Annotated in this window: 11 protein-coding genes and 1 CRISPR repeat array; of the genes, 5 read left to right on the forward strand and 6 right to left on the reverse strand. The window is 42.7% G+C overall.

What is annotated here, in order from left to right; genetic code table 11:
- Nucleotides 1-2: 2 nt before the first annotated feature.
- The 6 genes from KQI79_RS10870 to KQI79_RS10895 all read right to left on the reverse strand — a co-directional run bounded on the left by KQI79_RS10870 (nucleotide 3) and on the right by KQI79_RS10895 (nucleotide 5,856).
- The gene (locus KQI79_RS10870; RefSeq protein ID WP_216538257.1) at nucleotides 3-767 is read right to left on the reverse strand and encodes a hypothetical protein; all 765 of its coding nucleotides are present in this window, start codon (nucleotides 765-767) and stop codon (nucleotides 3-5) included.
- Nucleotides 751-1,740 (reverse strand): hypothetical protein, encoded by a 990-nt coding sequence (locus KQI79_RS10875; RefSeq protein WP_216538258.1) that lies wholly within the window; start codon nucleotides 1,738-1,740, stop codon nucleotides 751-753. Before KQI79_RS10875 ends, KQI79_RS10870 begins: the two co-directional genes overlap by 17 nt.
- Nucleotides 1,733-2,464, reverse strand: coding sequence for an RAMP superfamily CRISPR-associated protein (locus KQI79_RS10880; RefSeq protein ID WP_216538259.1), 732 nt, complete (start codon nucleotides 2,462-2,464; stop codon nucleotides 1,733-1,735). Before KQI79_RS10880 ends, KQI79_RS10875 begins: the two co-directional genes overlap by 8 nt.
- Nucleotides 2,461-4,512, reverse strand: coding sequence for a Cas10/Cmr2 second palm domain-containing protein (locus KQI79_RS10885; protein ID WP_216538260.1), 2,052 nt, complete (start codon nucleotides 4,510-4,512; stop codon nucleotides 2,461-2,463). Before KQI79_RS10885 ends, KQI79_RS10880 begins: the two co-directional genes overlap by 4 nt.
- A complete protein-coding gene (locus tag KQI79_RS10890) occupies nucleotides 4,512-5,387 on the reverse strand; it encodes a DUF6602 domain-containing protein (protein ID WP_253298085.1) in 876 nt (291 codons plus the stop codon). Before KQI79_RS10890 ends, KQI79_RS10885 begins: the two co-directional genes overlap by 1 nt.
- Before the next feature lie 157 nt (nucleotides 5,388-5,544).
- Nucleotides 5,545-5,856 (reverse strand): hypothetical protein, encoded by a 312-nt coding sequence (locus tag KQI79_RS10895; RefSeq protein WP_216538261.1) that lies wholly within the window; start codon nucleotides 5,854-5,856, stop codon nucleotides 5,545-5,547.
- A gap of 260 nt (nucleotides 5,857-6,116) precedes the next feature.
- Nucleotides 6,117-8,459: direct repeats of the CRISPR family, unit length 32 nt; unit sequence GTCGCTCCTTACGCAGGAGCGTGGATTGAAAT.
- A 248-nt stretch (nucleotides 8,460-8,707) separates the two neighbouring features.
- Here KQI79_RS10895 and KQI79_RS10900 point away from each other — a divergent pair.
- From KQI79_RS10900 to KQI79_RS10920, 5 genes are all read left to right on the forward strand, one after another.
- Nucleotides 8,708-9,854 (forward strand): IS3 family transposase gene (locus KQI79_RS10900; protein ID WP_253298086.1). Its coding sequence is split into 2 segments (ribosomal slippage): nucleotides 8,708-8,964 and nucleotides 8,963-9,854, totalling 1,149 coding nucleotides; the frame shifts between segments, so codons are not numbered across the junction.
- 430 nt (nucleotides 9,855-10,284) lie between these two features.
- Entirely contained in the window at nucleotides 10,285-11,511 is a 1,227-nt protein-coding gene (locus KQI79_RS10905; RefSeq protein WP_216538262.1) for an S-layer homology domain-containing protein, read from the forward strand.
- 698 nt (nucleotides 11,512-12,209) lie between these two features.
- Entirely contained in the window at nucleotides 12,210-14,294 is a 2,085-nt protein-coding gene (locus tag KQI79_RS10910; protein WP_216538263.1) for a hypothetical protein, read from the forward strand.
- Between the two features lie 15 nt (nucleotides 14,295-14,309).
- Nucleotides 14,310-14,894, forward strand: a complete 585-nt coding sequence (locus KQI79_RS10915; protein ID WP_216538264.1) for a ubiquitin family protein — start codon at nucleotides 14,310-14,312, stop codon at nucleotides 14,892-14,894.
- A 67-nt stretch (nucleotides 14,895-14,961) separates the two neighbouring features.
- The gene (locus tag KQI79_RS10920) at nucleotides 14,962-15,405 is read left to right on the forward strand and encodes a tetratricopeptide repeat protein (RefSeq protein ID WP_216538265.1); all 444 of its coding nucleotides are present in this window, start codon (nucleotides 14,962-14,964) and stop codon (nucleotides 15,403-15,405) included.
- Nucleotides 15,406-15,408 lie beyond the last annotated feature (3 nt).

The raw sequence follows: 15,408 nt of genomic DNA on the forward strand, positions 1-15,408 counted from the left end.
GTCTACTCCAACATTACTTGAACCAGACCATGAGGCAGCTTCTTCTTCATGTCAAGATAAATTGCACTATGATAATCAGTATTGTTCAATTCAACAGAAAGTACAAGCCCCTTATAGCCACCAAGTAATAACGTAAAAGCACTATTGTTAACGCCTCCCAGTCCGTCCAGTAGATCATGAGTGTTTTGTCGCAGTGCACTTAAGATGCTGCGGCTTTTTTCATCTATTATCTGATCATATATATTGTCAATTTTTTGGATCAACTGATGAAGCTTGCTTCTTGTAGTTTGCTGCGCTTCCCGAAAGTAGCGGTCAGGCTCTCGATCGCAAAACAGTTCACCCGAATATAACGAATCAGCGTTAAGCATTTCAACAGCGACATTGGGAAAGAATACATCGATTTTGGCGGACTCTTGGTTCTGCACCTTATACAAATGGTATAATCTAAGATCTTCGCTTTCAATCCTGATATCGTCCACCTGCAACCTGGGCAAGCCCGTTTCCGAACGTTGGACGGCAAGAGCGCCTTTAATCGACGAGCCCGGGATATAGTATGTTGTCCGCTGAGGCTCATATCGGGAATAAGTACCATATTGGTAAAATGGATAAATGATGTTGACTCTGGACTTGTCCAGATCAGAATCAGCCACCATATCTTCAATCGCAAAATCGCCTGCTGACTGATAAAAACCATGGTGATCCCGCGGAGACAAGGCCAGCGTCGAGCACGTTTTTAACCGATACTTAAATTTACGAAGTGCCGTCATGTTGTAACCCCCTATCGGAGTGAATTGGCAATAGAAACGCATTTCCAAAAACAATGTCTCGCGATTGAAAGGGAGAGGGAATAGAGCGCCCCGCTTCTTTCCGACCGTTTGGCAAGTAAACAATACTGCCAGCATCAATGAAACTGATAAATTTGCGGGAGAACCCTTTTTCCCACCCTCTCGAAGAATCGTATGGGCGCCGTTCGGAGGTAAAAAGCTTTAGAGACGATTGATTGAAATCAATGTTTTCGGGTAGAAGCATTCCCAGATTCAAATAAGCGCGCGTTTTCTCATCCATACTCCATGGCCCGGATTGTATGTTTTTCACCACAAACGTATTTAAACCTTGCGATGCACGTGCCCCCAGAAAAAACCGTTTTTTGTTTTCCTTCGAATAATGTAAAGCATCTAGCAGTTCAGAGCTCTCGGCACACTTATCCGCGGAAATGTAAAATGAAAATTCGGTGACGATTTCGGGTTCTGCCCCAGCCTTCATTTCCAAAACGGTAACTTCCGGTACAGAATACACATTGGGATCAAGCCCCGGCATATCATACCTAACGCTATCGATGGATGCATGAATTTGTTGCGAAGACTGTATAAACGCATATGGGTAAAGACGTTCGGCATGGACTGGGTTCGATAACAATTCGTTGATTTGCTCCAATTTAGCAAAGGAGCGCTTTTTTACCGCTTGATAGATCTGCTTGCGTTTCATCTTGTCATTAAGAGCAGCCAATTGATCCAGCAAAAAAGCTTGAGGCACCGGTAAATAATCACGAGGCAGCATATTGGACAAGGCAAAATAAAACTCTCCATCTCTAATTTTTGAAACCAACACCGTTGCTTGCTCTGAAGAATACTGTTCGGCACACATATAGATCAACGCTCCGAATATTCTCTGAGAATCGGGAAGCTGAGTAAGTCGGCCTGTTAACGACATCTCTATCTTATACGTCACAATATCAGTCAAATTGATCACTCCTCCGGATGACCTCTACCTGTATTTTGCCGTAACCGCGGCTTCCGGAATTGCCTAGACGGTATATTCCTGTATTAAACTGGCGGATGGCATGTTCTATAAATTGTTTAATGACATCAAGAGACACTGTTAATTTGTCGATCATGTAGAAATGAATCTCGCCTGCAAACTCCACACCGGGACGCACTGTCTGATAAGTGCGAGGTTTGGCAGATATTTTGGGGTCTTCCGGCGCTCCATAGTATTCTATCGTATTTTTCGAGTCAACAGAGAATGGATCATGATTACTATCTAAAAGTTGAAAATCGTTAAAAATGAGCTTAGGCGTGTGATTAAAGCCTTCCATACCAAACAGGCATTCCGCAGAAGCAGACTCTATTTCTTTCTCATAGCGCTCCTTCATCCTGCTGATTCGTTCGTTCTCAACCTCCAAGCGTCCAAGTCGTTCCATGTTTTCTTGTAGCAAATCGCGCAAATATTCCCTATAGGCTTGACCGATCAACTTCGCATTTGCGCTGTCTGAGTCAGATCGCGCCAAATCCCGTACAATCTTTCGGAGGCTTCCCTTGAATGAAGAAGCGGGAATATAAGGTTTGCCGTTATAATCTGTTACCGTAAACAGGTCGACGCCGCCTATCTCGAATGTTGCCGGAGAACCTCCGATAAATAGATTGGAAAGCGTTGTCACTTTCAAATGAATCGTATCTACGCTCATTTTCTTATCCCTCCCGATGCGTTTTGTTTATCGCTTGGATATAAACTTTTGTACTGAATGGATAACTCATTAAATTGGTAAAAAATAAGCAGAGTGTCTATATAGTCCTTAGTCCATAAATTTGTTCGATGTGCAATGCGGCAAAAAGCTTCTTTGTCAAAAAACAAACCCGGCGGCGCTTTCTTTTCTTCTTTCCTTTCCGTCTCCAACTTCCCAGTTTCTTCTTTTGTTTTTTGATTTACGGTTTGGATCATGCCAGCCGTCTTTTCTATGTCGATTTTGTCCGTTTTTTTCAAGCGGTGAAACATGGAACTGGAAATGCGCAACGTCCGATAAACTTGAACCGGCCTTCTAGATCCATTTGGGCCTTCGTATGATTCCCGCTTCACAAAAATTTCGCGAAAACCACGAACAGTACCGTGTAGGTTATGGTCATACAAATATCGCAACGTTTTATTAAACAGAGTGCTTCTTACTCTCTTCTTATCAAATACAAATTCTTTGATCGTTACTTCGCTTCCAGTAACCCCAAAGCGCTGATCGGAAAATAACAGCAGCAGGCGAACGTACTTTTCTAGCCGGTTGCGTTGAGCTTTAGCCCCAAAACATAATTCGTATTCCGGCTTTTTGTTTTTCGATTGTGGTTTCTTAACACTGCCGTGCACCTGTTTTTTGACAAGGAACTGCTTCAGGATCGATTCGATGTTTAATAATTCAAACTCTCTCAGCTCTTTATTCTGGCTATTTAAATGTTGCGGCAATACATGATAAAGCACGGCATTGCTGTACTTGATATTGCTGCTGCAGATCGTGCGATCGGTAATCTTATTGAGCAGACCATAAAAAAAGTGGTAAGCTGCAAAGCCTTGTTGCATGGCTCCCTTCAAACGCTTCACATCATGGATAAAGTAACGCCATTTCGGTATATCTTCGTAATGATCCTTATCTTTTTTGGGCATATCAAAATCATAGAATACATATTCGTTTACACATACCTTCACACAAGATGCTTTTACCGCGGCACCGCCCTTTTGCAACGAAGGGGCCGCTTTAGCGCAATCCACCTGATGCTGCACCCGTTCATAATAATACCGGATCGGCTCACGATTAAAGGTAAAATCGATTCCTACGCTCATGGAAAGCGGGGCAAGCTCTGTGTCGTGGGCTTTACTCCATTTTGTTATCTCATCATTTAATTGTCGCAGAATATCTTTGCATAAGTTCACGCCGTCCAAAAGTCGGGATGCGGCCACCGCAAAGAAGATATCGTCGCCGGCCATATAAAGCGGATAAAGCTTGAAGCCGGCATCCTTGTTCTGATATTCCCGCGTCTTCTCATGCAAGGAATTCAAACAAATGAATCGGGACAACAAATTGCTTACCGCTTCATATTCCGTGTACTGTTCGATTCGTTCAAACAAAGCGCCCATACCGTCCAAATCGGCTTTAATTACAGCGATGCGAAAATGATTGTCGTTGTCAGCATTTTCCTCTGAATAAAGTGCGTTAATCGTAGGGGAGAACGCCTCGTATTCTTGATCAGATACAATCGATTGTTTAAGTGGGTCATATACCGGGACGCTGCAAAACTGAAAAAGCAATGCTCGATGCCGATCGATGATACGGTTCAGGCAGTCCTGTTGCCTAAGACGGTGTTTGCTTTCTTTGATTGCCTCCAACTTGTCTTGATCTCTCGAAATCTCCTTCTCGAAGCAAACATACTTCACTAAAAGCTGTCCTGTAGACATCTCATAGTATGTTTTGAACAATCGATCCAGCTTCGTCAAGATCTGATGTTCTTCAAGCGAAGCAGTAAATATGCACATACCGGAGCATACCAATAGTCGATCAGTAATGTGGCCGCTGAACGCTCCGTCGCCTTCAAGTCCAATATCAAGGTAAAGCTGTTTGGATATCAAATTCGAGGATTTCACAATGTCCCTGAGCGTGCCGCTATTCGTTTGGTTTTCCTGAACCTGCGCTTGCAGCATATAATATAAAAACGCCTGTACTTTATCTATGGATATGGCAACAACATATTCTCCCATCAGGAATCCTTCCTCCCAGTATCAAAAAGGTTAGCGTATGCGCGGTGCGGGAACAATATCGGATTGTTGATCAGCATTAATAGTTGGTTTAACTGGAAGTTGAACGTAAGAAGCGACACCGGGGTGTCATTCTCGTCTCGAACCTCATATTCTTTTAGCGTGATGGCCTTTAAGTCAGTTGCGTTTATTATTTCTTCTGCGGACTTTTGGACGTTATGAAAATTAAGCTTCATAAACCATTCCATCAGATTGCTATCTGCATTGATTTTAATTTCGATACGACCCGATTCGGTTTTATCGTCTTTTACGGCGACTAATGTAAAATCAAAATTGTTTTCTATGTCCGGACTAATCTCCGCCTTCAGCGCGCACAAAATGCGAATGGGATGCGTGGATTGCTGTGTCGAAACAGCGCCAATAGCAATTTGGCCTGCTATTCTTGCAATGGAATTATTTGCAGTTTTTAAAGGTTCTATATTATTGTACCAATTTGTGATTCCATCTTTGTTCAGACTTTGACTTTTGCATTCCACTACGACAGCAACTGCTTCGATCGGGATAAACTTCAAGCGTCCGTAGCGAAAAATATAGGGGGTATACGTTTCATCGAGTATGGCCAAATCAACCTCATTGGAGACCCGCCCCTCCGAATCAATAATAAAGACGGAATACTCGATGACGAATTTCTTTGGGACAATCATTTCAAACAGTTGTCGCCAAATGTCCTCACGTGCGGAACCAATGCTTGTTCCATGCAAATCATGCTTCATATAAAGTTGATTCACGATTGATTGTTCAACCTGCCGGTAGTTCGATTGAATGTTTTCAACCAGCTTTTGTTTACGTTTTTCCGGAGTCAATGATTCTTTAGCCATTCTTTCCCCTCCCAAAGTTTCTAATTCCGTGTTTTTAGAACAATTCCCATGATGACCCTGATGATTCTAGTGAATAAGCCCTTGGGAAATTTACAAAAAAACAGGTATTTCGATATAATTCCACATCGATATACCCAACTCCTTCCAAGAAAACGCTTTAATTTTGAATCAAAAACTGGGCTGCCATGTGCGGCAAAGGTATCGGTTTCTGGAAAAATGAATACCCGCACATCACGAAACCTGCGCCAACAGGTTGATAGAGATTTACCGCCGATACGATTTCAATCCACCCATTCACATGGAGTACGACAATTTGCAAATGCATACCGGATTTATGTGCAAATTCACAGCAGGGATTTCTGAAATGTCCATTATGCCGCTTATCTTCCCGCTGGCACAGTGTTGTCTGATTCATTCTTAACCAATTGAGTTCCTCGCAATCCGTCACGGTCAGTTCTAGTGCAAACATGCAAGCTTTCCTTGATAGGATTAAAGCAAAAGACTATACTTTAGATATGTGGAAGGTTATGGTAGCATTTGCGAAGCGAGAAAAATAATGCGGTGCGAACCCCAAGCTCACATAAAATCCCCGGGGGATTCGCACTTCGCTTCCGGCCTGCATTTGTTGCATTTTAAGTTGGTTTTTCATGGAAGGAAAAGGGAAGTGGAAATTGATTCGCACTTTTGGGCCCCGCAGACCTTGTCCTGTAAGGCTCGAAATAGGTCGGAGTCGCTCCTTACGCAGGAGCGTGGATTGAAATCATCTTCCATCCATACATTACCTATCCCAAACGTGTCGCTCCTTACGCAGGAGCGTGGATTGAAATTTTCTATTTAAGATTAAAAAGGAAGAGGCGCAGGCGTCGCTCCTTACGCAGGAGCGTGGATTGAAATTTTCAATGTGTCGTGAATTATTTGCCAAGCCCTGAGTCGCTCCTTACGCAGGAGCGTGGATTGAAATACGTCCTTTACCCACGGATGTTGGGCGACGAGGTCGCTCCTTACGCAGGAGCGTGGATTGAAATTTTATGCCGGGCAACGGCATCGCAGTAAGCAGCCGTCGCTCCTTACGCAGGAGCGTGGATTGAAATACCTTCGCTTGCTCTAACTTCCAGCTTTACCGGGTCGCTCCTTACGCAGGAGCGTGGATTGAAATCGCTAAACGAACCGTCTACGCCGACGAGCGTCCCGTCGCTCCTTACGCAGGAGCGTGGATTGAAATGATTCGATGGCCCTAAAGACGGTGTTAATCGCCGTCGCTCCTTACGCAGGAGCGTGGATTGAAATCCCGGAGTGTTGCGATTGTTGAGCAAGTGGAATATTGTCGCTCCTTACGCAGGAGCGTGGATTGAAATCGCTCAAGATCCTGCCAGCCGATCAGCTCGACTCGCGTCGCTCCTTACGCAGGAGCGTGGATTGAAATTCCCCTATAGGAGAGTGAAAGAAATGATCGATATCGTCGCTCCTTACGCAGGAGCGTGGATTGAAATAAAGCTGCCGAAGCGCGAGCAGCGCTGGAAGCGGTCGCTCCTTACGCAGGAGCGTGGATTGAAATATGCACCATGCCTCCTTGCCGATTTGTAGGGTGGGTCGCTCCTTACGCAGGAGCGTGGATTGAAATTTTTCCCTCCTTCTCTGGGTAAAGGGATTTTAAAGTCGCTCCTTACGCAGGAGCGTGGATTGAAATCATATACTGCTGAACACATTTCGAATGCTCTCTGAGAGGTCGCTCCTTACGCAGGAGCGTGGATTGAAATCATGCTTTTTCCCAATCTCCGGCGAATACGCCGGTCGCTCCTTACGCAGGAGCGTGGATTGAAATGAACTTCTCTCGGAAATTCCGCTTTGCTTTATCGTCGCTCCTTACGCAGGAGCGTGGATTGAAATTATTCGGCTAAGAAGATCACAGCAGTCGAGAAAGGTCGCTCCTTACGCAGGAGCGTGGATTGAAATCGGCGACCCAGCGAAGATTCGCGAATGGCTAACCGTCGCTCCTTACGCAGGAGCGTGGATTGAAATAACACCCCAAGCATCCTCACATGCTGGCAAACATCGTCGCTCCTTACGCAGGAGCGTGGATTGAAATCGAATAAGGTCGTCGTCTCGCTCAATGACTCTCGTCGCTCCTTACGCAGGAGCGTGGATTGAAATCTAACCGTCGATGGCCGCTATATCCCCGGTTATGTCGCTCCTTACGCAGGAGCGTGGATTGAAATATCGGCAACGCCAGAGATAACCGGCAAACTGGCGTCGCTCCTTACGCAGGAGCGTGGATTGAAATAATTTTCATGGTATTTTCAAAAGTAAGAGTTTTATGTCGCTCCTTACGCAGGAGCGTGGATTGAAATAGCGGATTTTTTAATTGTCCCGGAACGGTTGAGTACGTCGCTCCTTACGCAGGAGCGTGGATTGAAATGAGGGAGAGTGAAGCGGAATGAGTGAGCTTGTCGTCGCTCCTTACGCAGGAGCGTGGATTGAAATTCCGAAGAAACGGGAATGAAGGTACAACGTCGTAGTCGCTCCTTACGCAGGAGCGTGGATTGAAATTGCGGCTCTGTAGTTGTCTTGATTTTGGGTACGTCGCTCCTTACGCAGGAGCGTGGATTGAAATTCGCTCACGTCAGAAGTTTCCCGACTCCGATCAGGCGTCGCTCCTTACGCAGGAGCGTGGATTGAAATAAATCCCCAACGCTTATAGATTTCGACCGATAGGTCGCTCCTTACGCAGGAGCGTGGATTGAAATTCTAGCAGCACACCACCAAAGCAGCCGCCACGTTTGTCGCTCCTTACGCAGGAGCGTGGATTGAAATCGCTAAAATAGTATCAGTCAACCGGTTTACTCAGTCGCTCCTTACGCAGGAGCGTGGATTGAAATAAATTAAAATACGAAATATGTCGAGAAGCATTGGGTCGCTCCTTACGCAGGAGCGTGGATTGAAATGTTACGTCGATCAATCGATCGGCATCGTCCAAGGTCGCTCCTTACGCAGGAGCGTGGATTGAAATCGACAACGAGAAGACGGAAAAACAGTGATTGACGTCACTCCTTACGCAGGAGCGTGGATTGGAATGATCCCACATCACATCAAAAAAAGCTTGGATAAACTTAACGTTCTCTTTGGGGTGGAGTATAACCTGTGAGCAACCATCAACTATTGCTGGAATGAAAGCGGCTATTCCCGTATCAATGTTTCAATGTACAAGAATAAATATCGCAGCGGCGCCGGTCATGGAGTCTAATTTGATGCTAGACTTAATAGTGGACACGGAGAACCGAGAATGAGATAGAATAAAAATATCTTAATTTGAGGTGTCCGACATGACAAAAAAGTACGACAAGGAATTCAAAATGCAAACTGTTCGACTCATCCAAGAAGAAGGTAAGACGGTGGCGCAAGTAGCCCGCGAAATGGGCTTGCATGAAAATACGATCTACCGCTGGATTGCAGAGTGTAAACAAGACGGGAGCCAAGCCTTCCCCGGCAGTGGACAACTGAAGCCGGAGGATAAGGCCATGCGTGACCTCCAGAAACGAATCCGCGACCTAGAAGAGGAGAACGATATCCTAAAAAGGCCATGCACTACTTTGCCAAAGACCGGTGCTGATCTATTCATTCATCTATGATCATCGCTTCGAGTGCCGTGTCGCGAAGTTGTGCGAGACCCTGGAAGTATCCAGAAGCGGTTATTACAAGTGGACCAATCGAAAGGAGAGCAAACGCGAGAAGCGCCGGAAGAAGCTGGAGCGGCGCATACGGCGAATTTTCTTAGATAGCCGTCGTCTCTACGGAAGCCCCAAGATCCACAAAGTACTCCAAAAGCAAGGAACTAAGGTCTCTGAGAAGACCGTAGCCCGAATCATGAAGGAGCTAGGCCTTATATCCCGGATCGTAAAGAAGTACAAGGCTACAACGAACTCTAAACACAACTTTGCGGTGTTTGAGAATGAGTTGAATCAACGGTTTCAGGTACTCGCTCCCAATAAGACCTGGGTTACTGACATTACTTATGTCCCAACCGATGAAGGCTGGTTGTATCTCGCAAGCGTCATGGACCTTTACAGCCGCAAAATCGTCGGGTTTCATATGGACGAGCGCATGATCAAGGATCTCGTGTTAAAAGCCTTGGAGCGCGCCTACATGCAACAAGGAAAGCCACAAGGGATCCTACATCACTCTGACCGCGGCAGCCAGTATGCCTCCCATGACTACAAAGCTCGGTTAAAGGAATACAACATGAAGGGCAGCATGAGCCGCAAAGGAAACTGTTATGATAATGCGTGCATTGAGTCTTTTCACAGTGTGATCAAGAAGGAACTGATCTACTCAAAAAAGTTCAAAACGCGAGAACAAGCTCGAAAAATTACTCGAAAAATTACATGCTTCTACAATGGAAAAAGGATTCACTCGTCCATAGGGTACCATACGCCCAATGAATTCGAACGTATGTACCGGTTTGCGTCATAATTTTCTCGGTTTGATGTGTCTACTCTATTGACAGAGGTACATACTGCTGGAAAGAATGCAGTAGAGATGCACAATGCTGTTACAAATAGGAAGCAAAGCATGTATGCATTTTATTTGTGATCTAGAGCGTGACAATGAACCTATTGCTTTGCTGGCAGCTACTTTATTGTTGGGATTTAGGTCTGGCAACTGATCTATGGTGGACTAGGCTCAGCTGTATCGTGAAGCTTTTGACATTCGTTTTCAGTTGAAAACCTAAAGACAATTTATGAGGCAATGCCTTGAAATTTCATGAATCGTGAGAAGGTTGATAACCTAAAGAAAATTTGGGAAGCTGGCAAGCTAGTCTAATGAAATAGCAAGATAAAAAATTAATTATTTAATAAAAATATGTGAATGGGTAAATTTTATTGCGAAAGGAAGTATAATTATGAAAATTAGAATTCTATCCATTATGTTTGTTATTGTTGCTTTTCCACTGTTGCTAACCGGTTGCATCTATAATAATACAACTGTAAATATAAGCTCAGATGGATCTGGTAGAGTCGTTTCTGAAACAGGTGCATTAAAAGAAATCTTTGATAAGCTTGGCAAAACTCCAAGTGATTTTACAAGTAAAAAAAATAAGCATCACTTGCTAAAATATGGAGGAAGGGAATATCTTGCTGAAACATGGGAAGATGCATATGTAAACCCTGAGGAAATTAACTGGTCAGGAGCTGTTGCTAGCATATCTCGAGAAATGGGACCAGTTAATTTAACTCCAATTCATAATGGATTAAAGTTAAATCTTAAATTGTGGGAACAATATAGCACTGACATGAAACCTAACCATATTTTCCCTGAGTTTAAGGACATTACCGACCAATCAATGCAGGGCATGACGCTTTATGACCTAATTGCTCAAGACATTGAAGGTTTGGTTCTTAAAGCAACTTTTAACATGCCATATGGCGTGAAGCAGGTTAAGGGCGGTACTGATGGTGTAACAGTTAAGGGCAAGACCATCTCTCTGGACTATATGAAGATGGTGAAGTCTGGAGTTTATGAGTGGGAGTTTGACAGCGTAAAGAATGTAAAGAAAAGCACATTTCCTGACGTTTCCAAGGACTCTCCATACTATGATGCCATTAATGCTGTGGTTGACGGTGGACTAATTAATGTATATGCTGACGGAACTTTCAAGCCTGACAAGCCGATAGCTCTGGATGAGCTGACTAAGATTCTTGCTAACGGTCTTGGACAGAAGATTGCTGGAGACCCCACATATTGGGCAAAGAACTATGTAATGTTTGCACAGAAGTATGGCTTCGTTATTTCCAAAGCAGCTCCTACAAGCAAAAATTGGAGCATTCCAGCCACAAGGGAGCAGGTAATTTATGCTTTGACATTTGGAGATAACACCCAAATGGCAAATGAGAAGGTTGAAAGCAGCCATATTAAGGACTGGGACAAAATTGACCCCAAGATGCGAGACATGATTCTCTGGGGATACAACACAGGAGTGGTTGACATTGAGAAGAACGAATATTTGAATCCTAAGGGAAAGATCACTCGTGCAGAGGTTGCTCAAATTCTTTACGACATGTACTGGACCGTACCCAAGAGTGATATTGTGGAAAGTTTTCTTAATGACATTCTTCTGTATATGGAGTAACAATATTTAAAATGCCAAATGGATATTTTTTGTTAATTGGAAATTAATTGATACAAATAGCCAGGAGGTCTACATACTTTAAGAGTTAATTGAGCTATTCTTAAATCAATGCAATAAATGAATGTTAAATGAACTCTCGTACCTAAAGTTGTTTAATTTTAAAATAGGAGTTTTATCAATTACCGAAGCTTTTAACCTGTCTTTATCAAATAGCATTGAAGGTGCACTATGGATATTTTGAGCAGAAAATCTATTAACGTTAAAGGCAGCCTTAGGCTGTCTTTTTCTTTTGAAAAGCCAAAACTTCTGAGTATAGTGCATATATTTTACCGCGGTGATATGCGAAGGCGATTATTTTAAAAAAACTACCGCGAAAGTAGACTGCGACATGGAGTTACAATCGCTATCTTATCGGTTATTCTTCGGAGGATCCCGCTCTTGAGAAGCAGCTTATCACGAATGGTTCAAGTTATTCTTTTAAAAATACGTCTACACGTTCTCAATCCGTTATTTTCGACAGCCATAGTTCGCTTCACAATTATCCCAATGTAGCTGTTTATTATGAAAATGGGAAAGGAAAGAGCAAAGGTTATAAGTATACTTCTTCAAGTATAAGTATCCCATCTGGAGGAGAACTGATCGTAACAGGCGTAACTGACCCACCTGTAACAGCCATTTATAATAAAGAACTCCTTCGTTTGAGCGTTAGCAACGAACCGGCCTTGACTTATAAACAATTGCAAACCGGGGAAAGTGCGACATTCTTTAATCATACGGAAGAAATGTTGCAATTGACGAGAAAGAAGATAGGGAACGCCAATTTATTATTGAATTACACTGCGTATAATCAAGATGGAACTGTTTATGCGGATAAAGTTGGTGTTGCCAGTATACCCTCGATTCCCCCAAAAGGAAAAATTGTCGTAACTGTAGCCGGGGAAGCGCCGATCGTTTTTTACGGATTTCACAGATTTCTAAGTGAAACCGAAGAAGAACAGACCAGCTTTTATGATATTGAAATCAACCAAACCGCTCAAGTGATTCATGCTAATGACGGCAATGCTTATTACAAATTTACGCCGAATAAGAGCGGACTTCATCGATTATTTACGGAAAATAATCAAGCCGCGATTGTTCGATTGTTCGACGATCCCGGTTTGCATCGCCAGATAGGTTCAGATGGGCAAACTATTGAGATTCACGGCGTCTACTATAATAAAATGGAAGCCAACCTTCGCGCAAATCAAACGTATTATGTGCAAGTATTAAACAGTTCCAGTGCTGTTACATTTCTTACGGTAGAAGAAGCAAGGCAATCCAATCGCGAAACGGCAGAAGCAATCAGCTTTGACCAAGTCTATGATTTTGACCTAACCTCCGTATTCGATAATTTTTACTACAAATTCAATGTAGCAGAATCAACTCAGATGAGCGTCAATTTTACAGAAGGGTTGGCAACACTAGAGGATCAAGAGGGGAATATTGTCACAACCTTTGATTCCGACCAAGAGGATCATGTATTTATTCCTGTTGAGACGGGAACGTATTATATCAAGCTCAATTACGACCCCAACGTTACGATTGCAACTAAAATGGCGAGAAGCAATATTCGGTCGATCCAGCCCTTTAGCAGTTTGAAAAAGGGGCAAGTAAGCATTAAAGTACTAACCGCTTCCCCCATGTTCAAAGCTATCAATGCGCTTCCCGGACACGAAGAACCTGTACAATTTACGTGGAAGTTTACCGAGGATCATTTCAGTACAACAATCAGCATTTTTGAGAAGAATACAGGTAATCCGGGACGATTAGTGTATCAAGAGAAAATGTATATGTTGGCTGGAAATACGAATTTACGTTTTACTTGGGACGGAAAAGTGAATCAACCCAATATTGGGGAATATGCCCAGAACGGAAGATACTTGGTTAGAATTGTTGCTGACGACGCGCCGGCATTTCCATACGAAGCTTATGTGAGTGTATATAATGAAGGCGAGCAGGACATTGAACTTGATGCTGACGAATTGATCACTAGATACAATACAACCATTTCTTCTTCGGATATTTCAAAGGTTCAAGGTTATCTAAAACAGATGATGTTTTATGATGGCGATATAACAGGAGCCTATGATGAGCATTTCCTGATGTCCGTGATGGCGTATGAGCATGTGATCAATAAATGGGGAACGCATGTTGCTCTTGATATCTATAGAGGATTAGACTTTCTTGAGGAAAAGGGCGAAATCAATAGCCGATTACTGCGATATGCTTATGCCGACGCATCGTTAGGGAGGGATAAGTATGGCACTCTTTACGAATATTTTTATAATGGAGATTCTTATATATTAGTCTTTGTTGGCGAAGGGATACTTGATAAGATTGTAAGAGGCGTTCTTTATGGTATTAGAGGGACAAAATTAGGTGTTGAAAGTGGAAAATTAATAAGCGCAACTGGTATTTTATCGAAAAAATTGAAAAAACACTTAACAAATCGTCATTCATTTGAAAAAGTAAAACGTCAAATCCCTCACGAAATAGAAAAAACTTCAAGGGAGCAAGTCGCGAAGAGTATATCAGATCGATCATTCTTTAATAAAAACTGGACAGAAGAGGAGATCTTTGAAGCAACAGAAAAACTTTATGAGATAGCAAAGAAAAATGGTTTTAAATCAGGAAAATATGAAACTATCTATAAAGGAGAAAAGGTTATAATGGGGGTAGGAGACGGAATACCTCGAACAGCTTATGGTTTGCATAAATATACCATCGAAGATTTTGGATTTTAGAAAGAGGGGACTATCTTGTCAATAAAAGTTAACTATAAACTGAGAATGCCGGAAGAAGAAATCAAACGCCTATCTTTGCAAGAGTTTGATGAAGAGTATTATGGTGACTTTTTCGGAATGTTCAGTTTGGAGGCCAATGGTTGTGTTTTTGGGCATGTAGAAGAAGAACCAACGGAAATTGATTTTGATTTTTTTGAGGAATGGGTTTTAGGGTGGTTTTCACTAATGAACGATGCAGTAAATGAACTGTACAAATACGGTTATTCAGCGGTCAAAGTGATCGAGGAGATGCTTTCTTGGCTCGAATTTATAGAAACGGAAGAAGGATTCATAACCATTCGGTATGTTTCTGCAAACGATGATCAAAATGAAACAATAAAAGGAAGAGAGCTTACAGAAGTTAACGAAATATATTGGTCAGTAAATCGAATCCCTTTGAACTTATTCTATGAAGAAGTCCGTAGAAAGACGGCGGAGATTTTAGATTATATCTATAGATTAAATCCCGAATTATTCGGTAGCAGGTATACACTCTTTCATTTAATCAAGAAACATCGGCAAAACAACGAAAATTTATATTCAAAAAGAAAGGATAAATAGAGAAAATATTGAATAGCCAGTCGAAGACGTTCTTCGGCTGGCCTTTCACCATGTAAGGGTGAGAAGTATGACCTTATCCGAGTTGAAAGAAAAAATAAGACAAACCAAAGAGATCGAACTCGCCGAAGAGTTGGTAGAAGATTATTTGAAAGAGAATCCGAACAGCGTTGAGGGATGGCTTTGGCTTGCTTTGGTAGAGCTTGAGATTCCATTGGTGGATATGTACCGCAGCATGGAATGTTTGGAAAAGGTTTGGGAATTGGATCCGTTCCACTTCCCTTCCTTGATATTGGCATCCTATATTATGGATACAATGCTTGGAGGGGTGGACGCAAAGCTTTTCGATAAATTAAACCGTTTCCCTACTGAACGTTTGACAAAGGAAGAACAAGGGATATTGGAAATGGCCAAGGGATGGCATTATCGATTTACCAATAAAGCTGAATATGAACGAATTTATTGCTTTCTATTGAACTGGCACCTAAAATGGTACAGAACTATTACCAACTAGGAA

This window comes from Paenibacillus sp. MSJ-34 (assembly GCF_018918005.1).
Lineage (GTDB): Bacteria > Bacillota > Bacilli > Paenibacillales > Paenibacillaceae > MSJ-34.

Excerpts from the sequence above, each read along its gene's own strand:
- KQI79_RS10870 (WP_216538257.1), bottom strand. The coding sequence starts at position 767 with ATGACGGCACTTCGTAAATTTAAGTATCGGTTAAAAACGTGCTCGACG.
- KQI79_RS10880 (WP_216538259.1), bottom strand. The coding sequence starts at position 2,464 with ATGAGCGTAGATACGATTCATTTGAAAGTGACAACGCTTTCCAATCTA.
- KQI79_RS10885 (WP_216538260.1), bottom strand. The coding sequence starts at position 4,512 with ATGGGAGAATATGTTGTTGCCATATCCATAGATAAAGTACAGGCGTTT.
- KQI79_RS10890 (WP_253298085.1), bottom strand. The coding sequence starts at position 5,387 with ATGGCTAAAGAATCATTGACTCCGGAAAAACGTAAACAAAAGCTGGTT.
- KQI79_RS10895 (WP_216538261.1), bottom strand. The coding sequence starts at position 5,856 with ATGTTTGCACTAGAACTGACCGTGACGGATTGCGAGGAACTCAATTGG.
- KQI79_RS10905 (WP_216538262.1), top strand. The coding sequence starts at position 10,285 with ATGAAAATTAGAATTCTATCCATTATGTTTGTTATTGTTGCTTTTCCA.
- KQI79_RS10920 (WP_216538265.1), top strand. The coding sequence starts at position 14,962 with ATGACCTTATCCGAGTTGAAAGAAAAAATAAGACAAACCAAAGAGATC.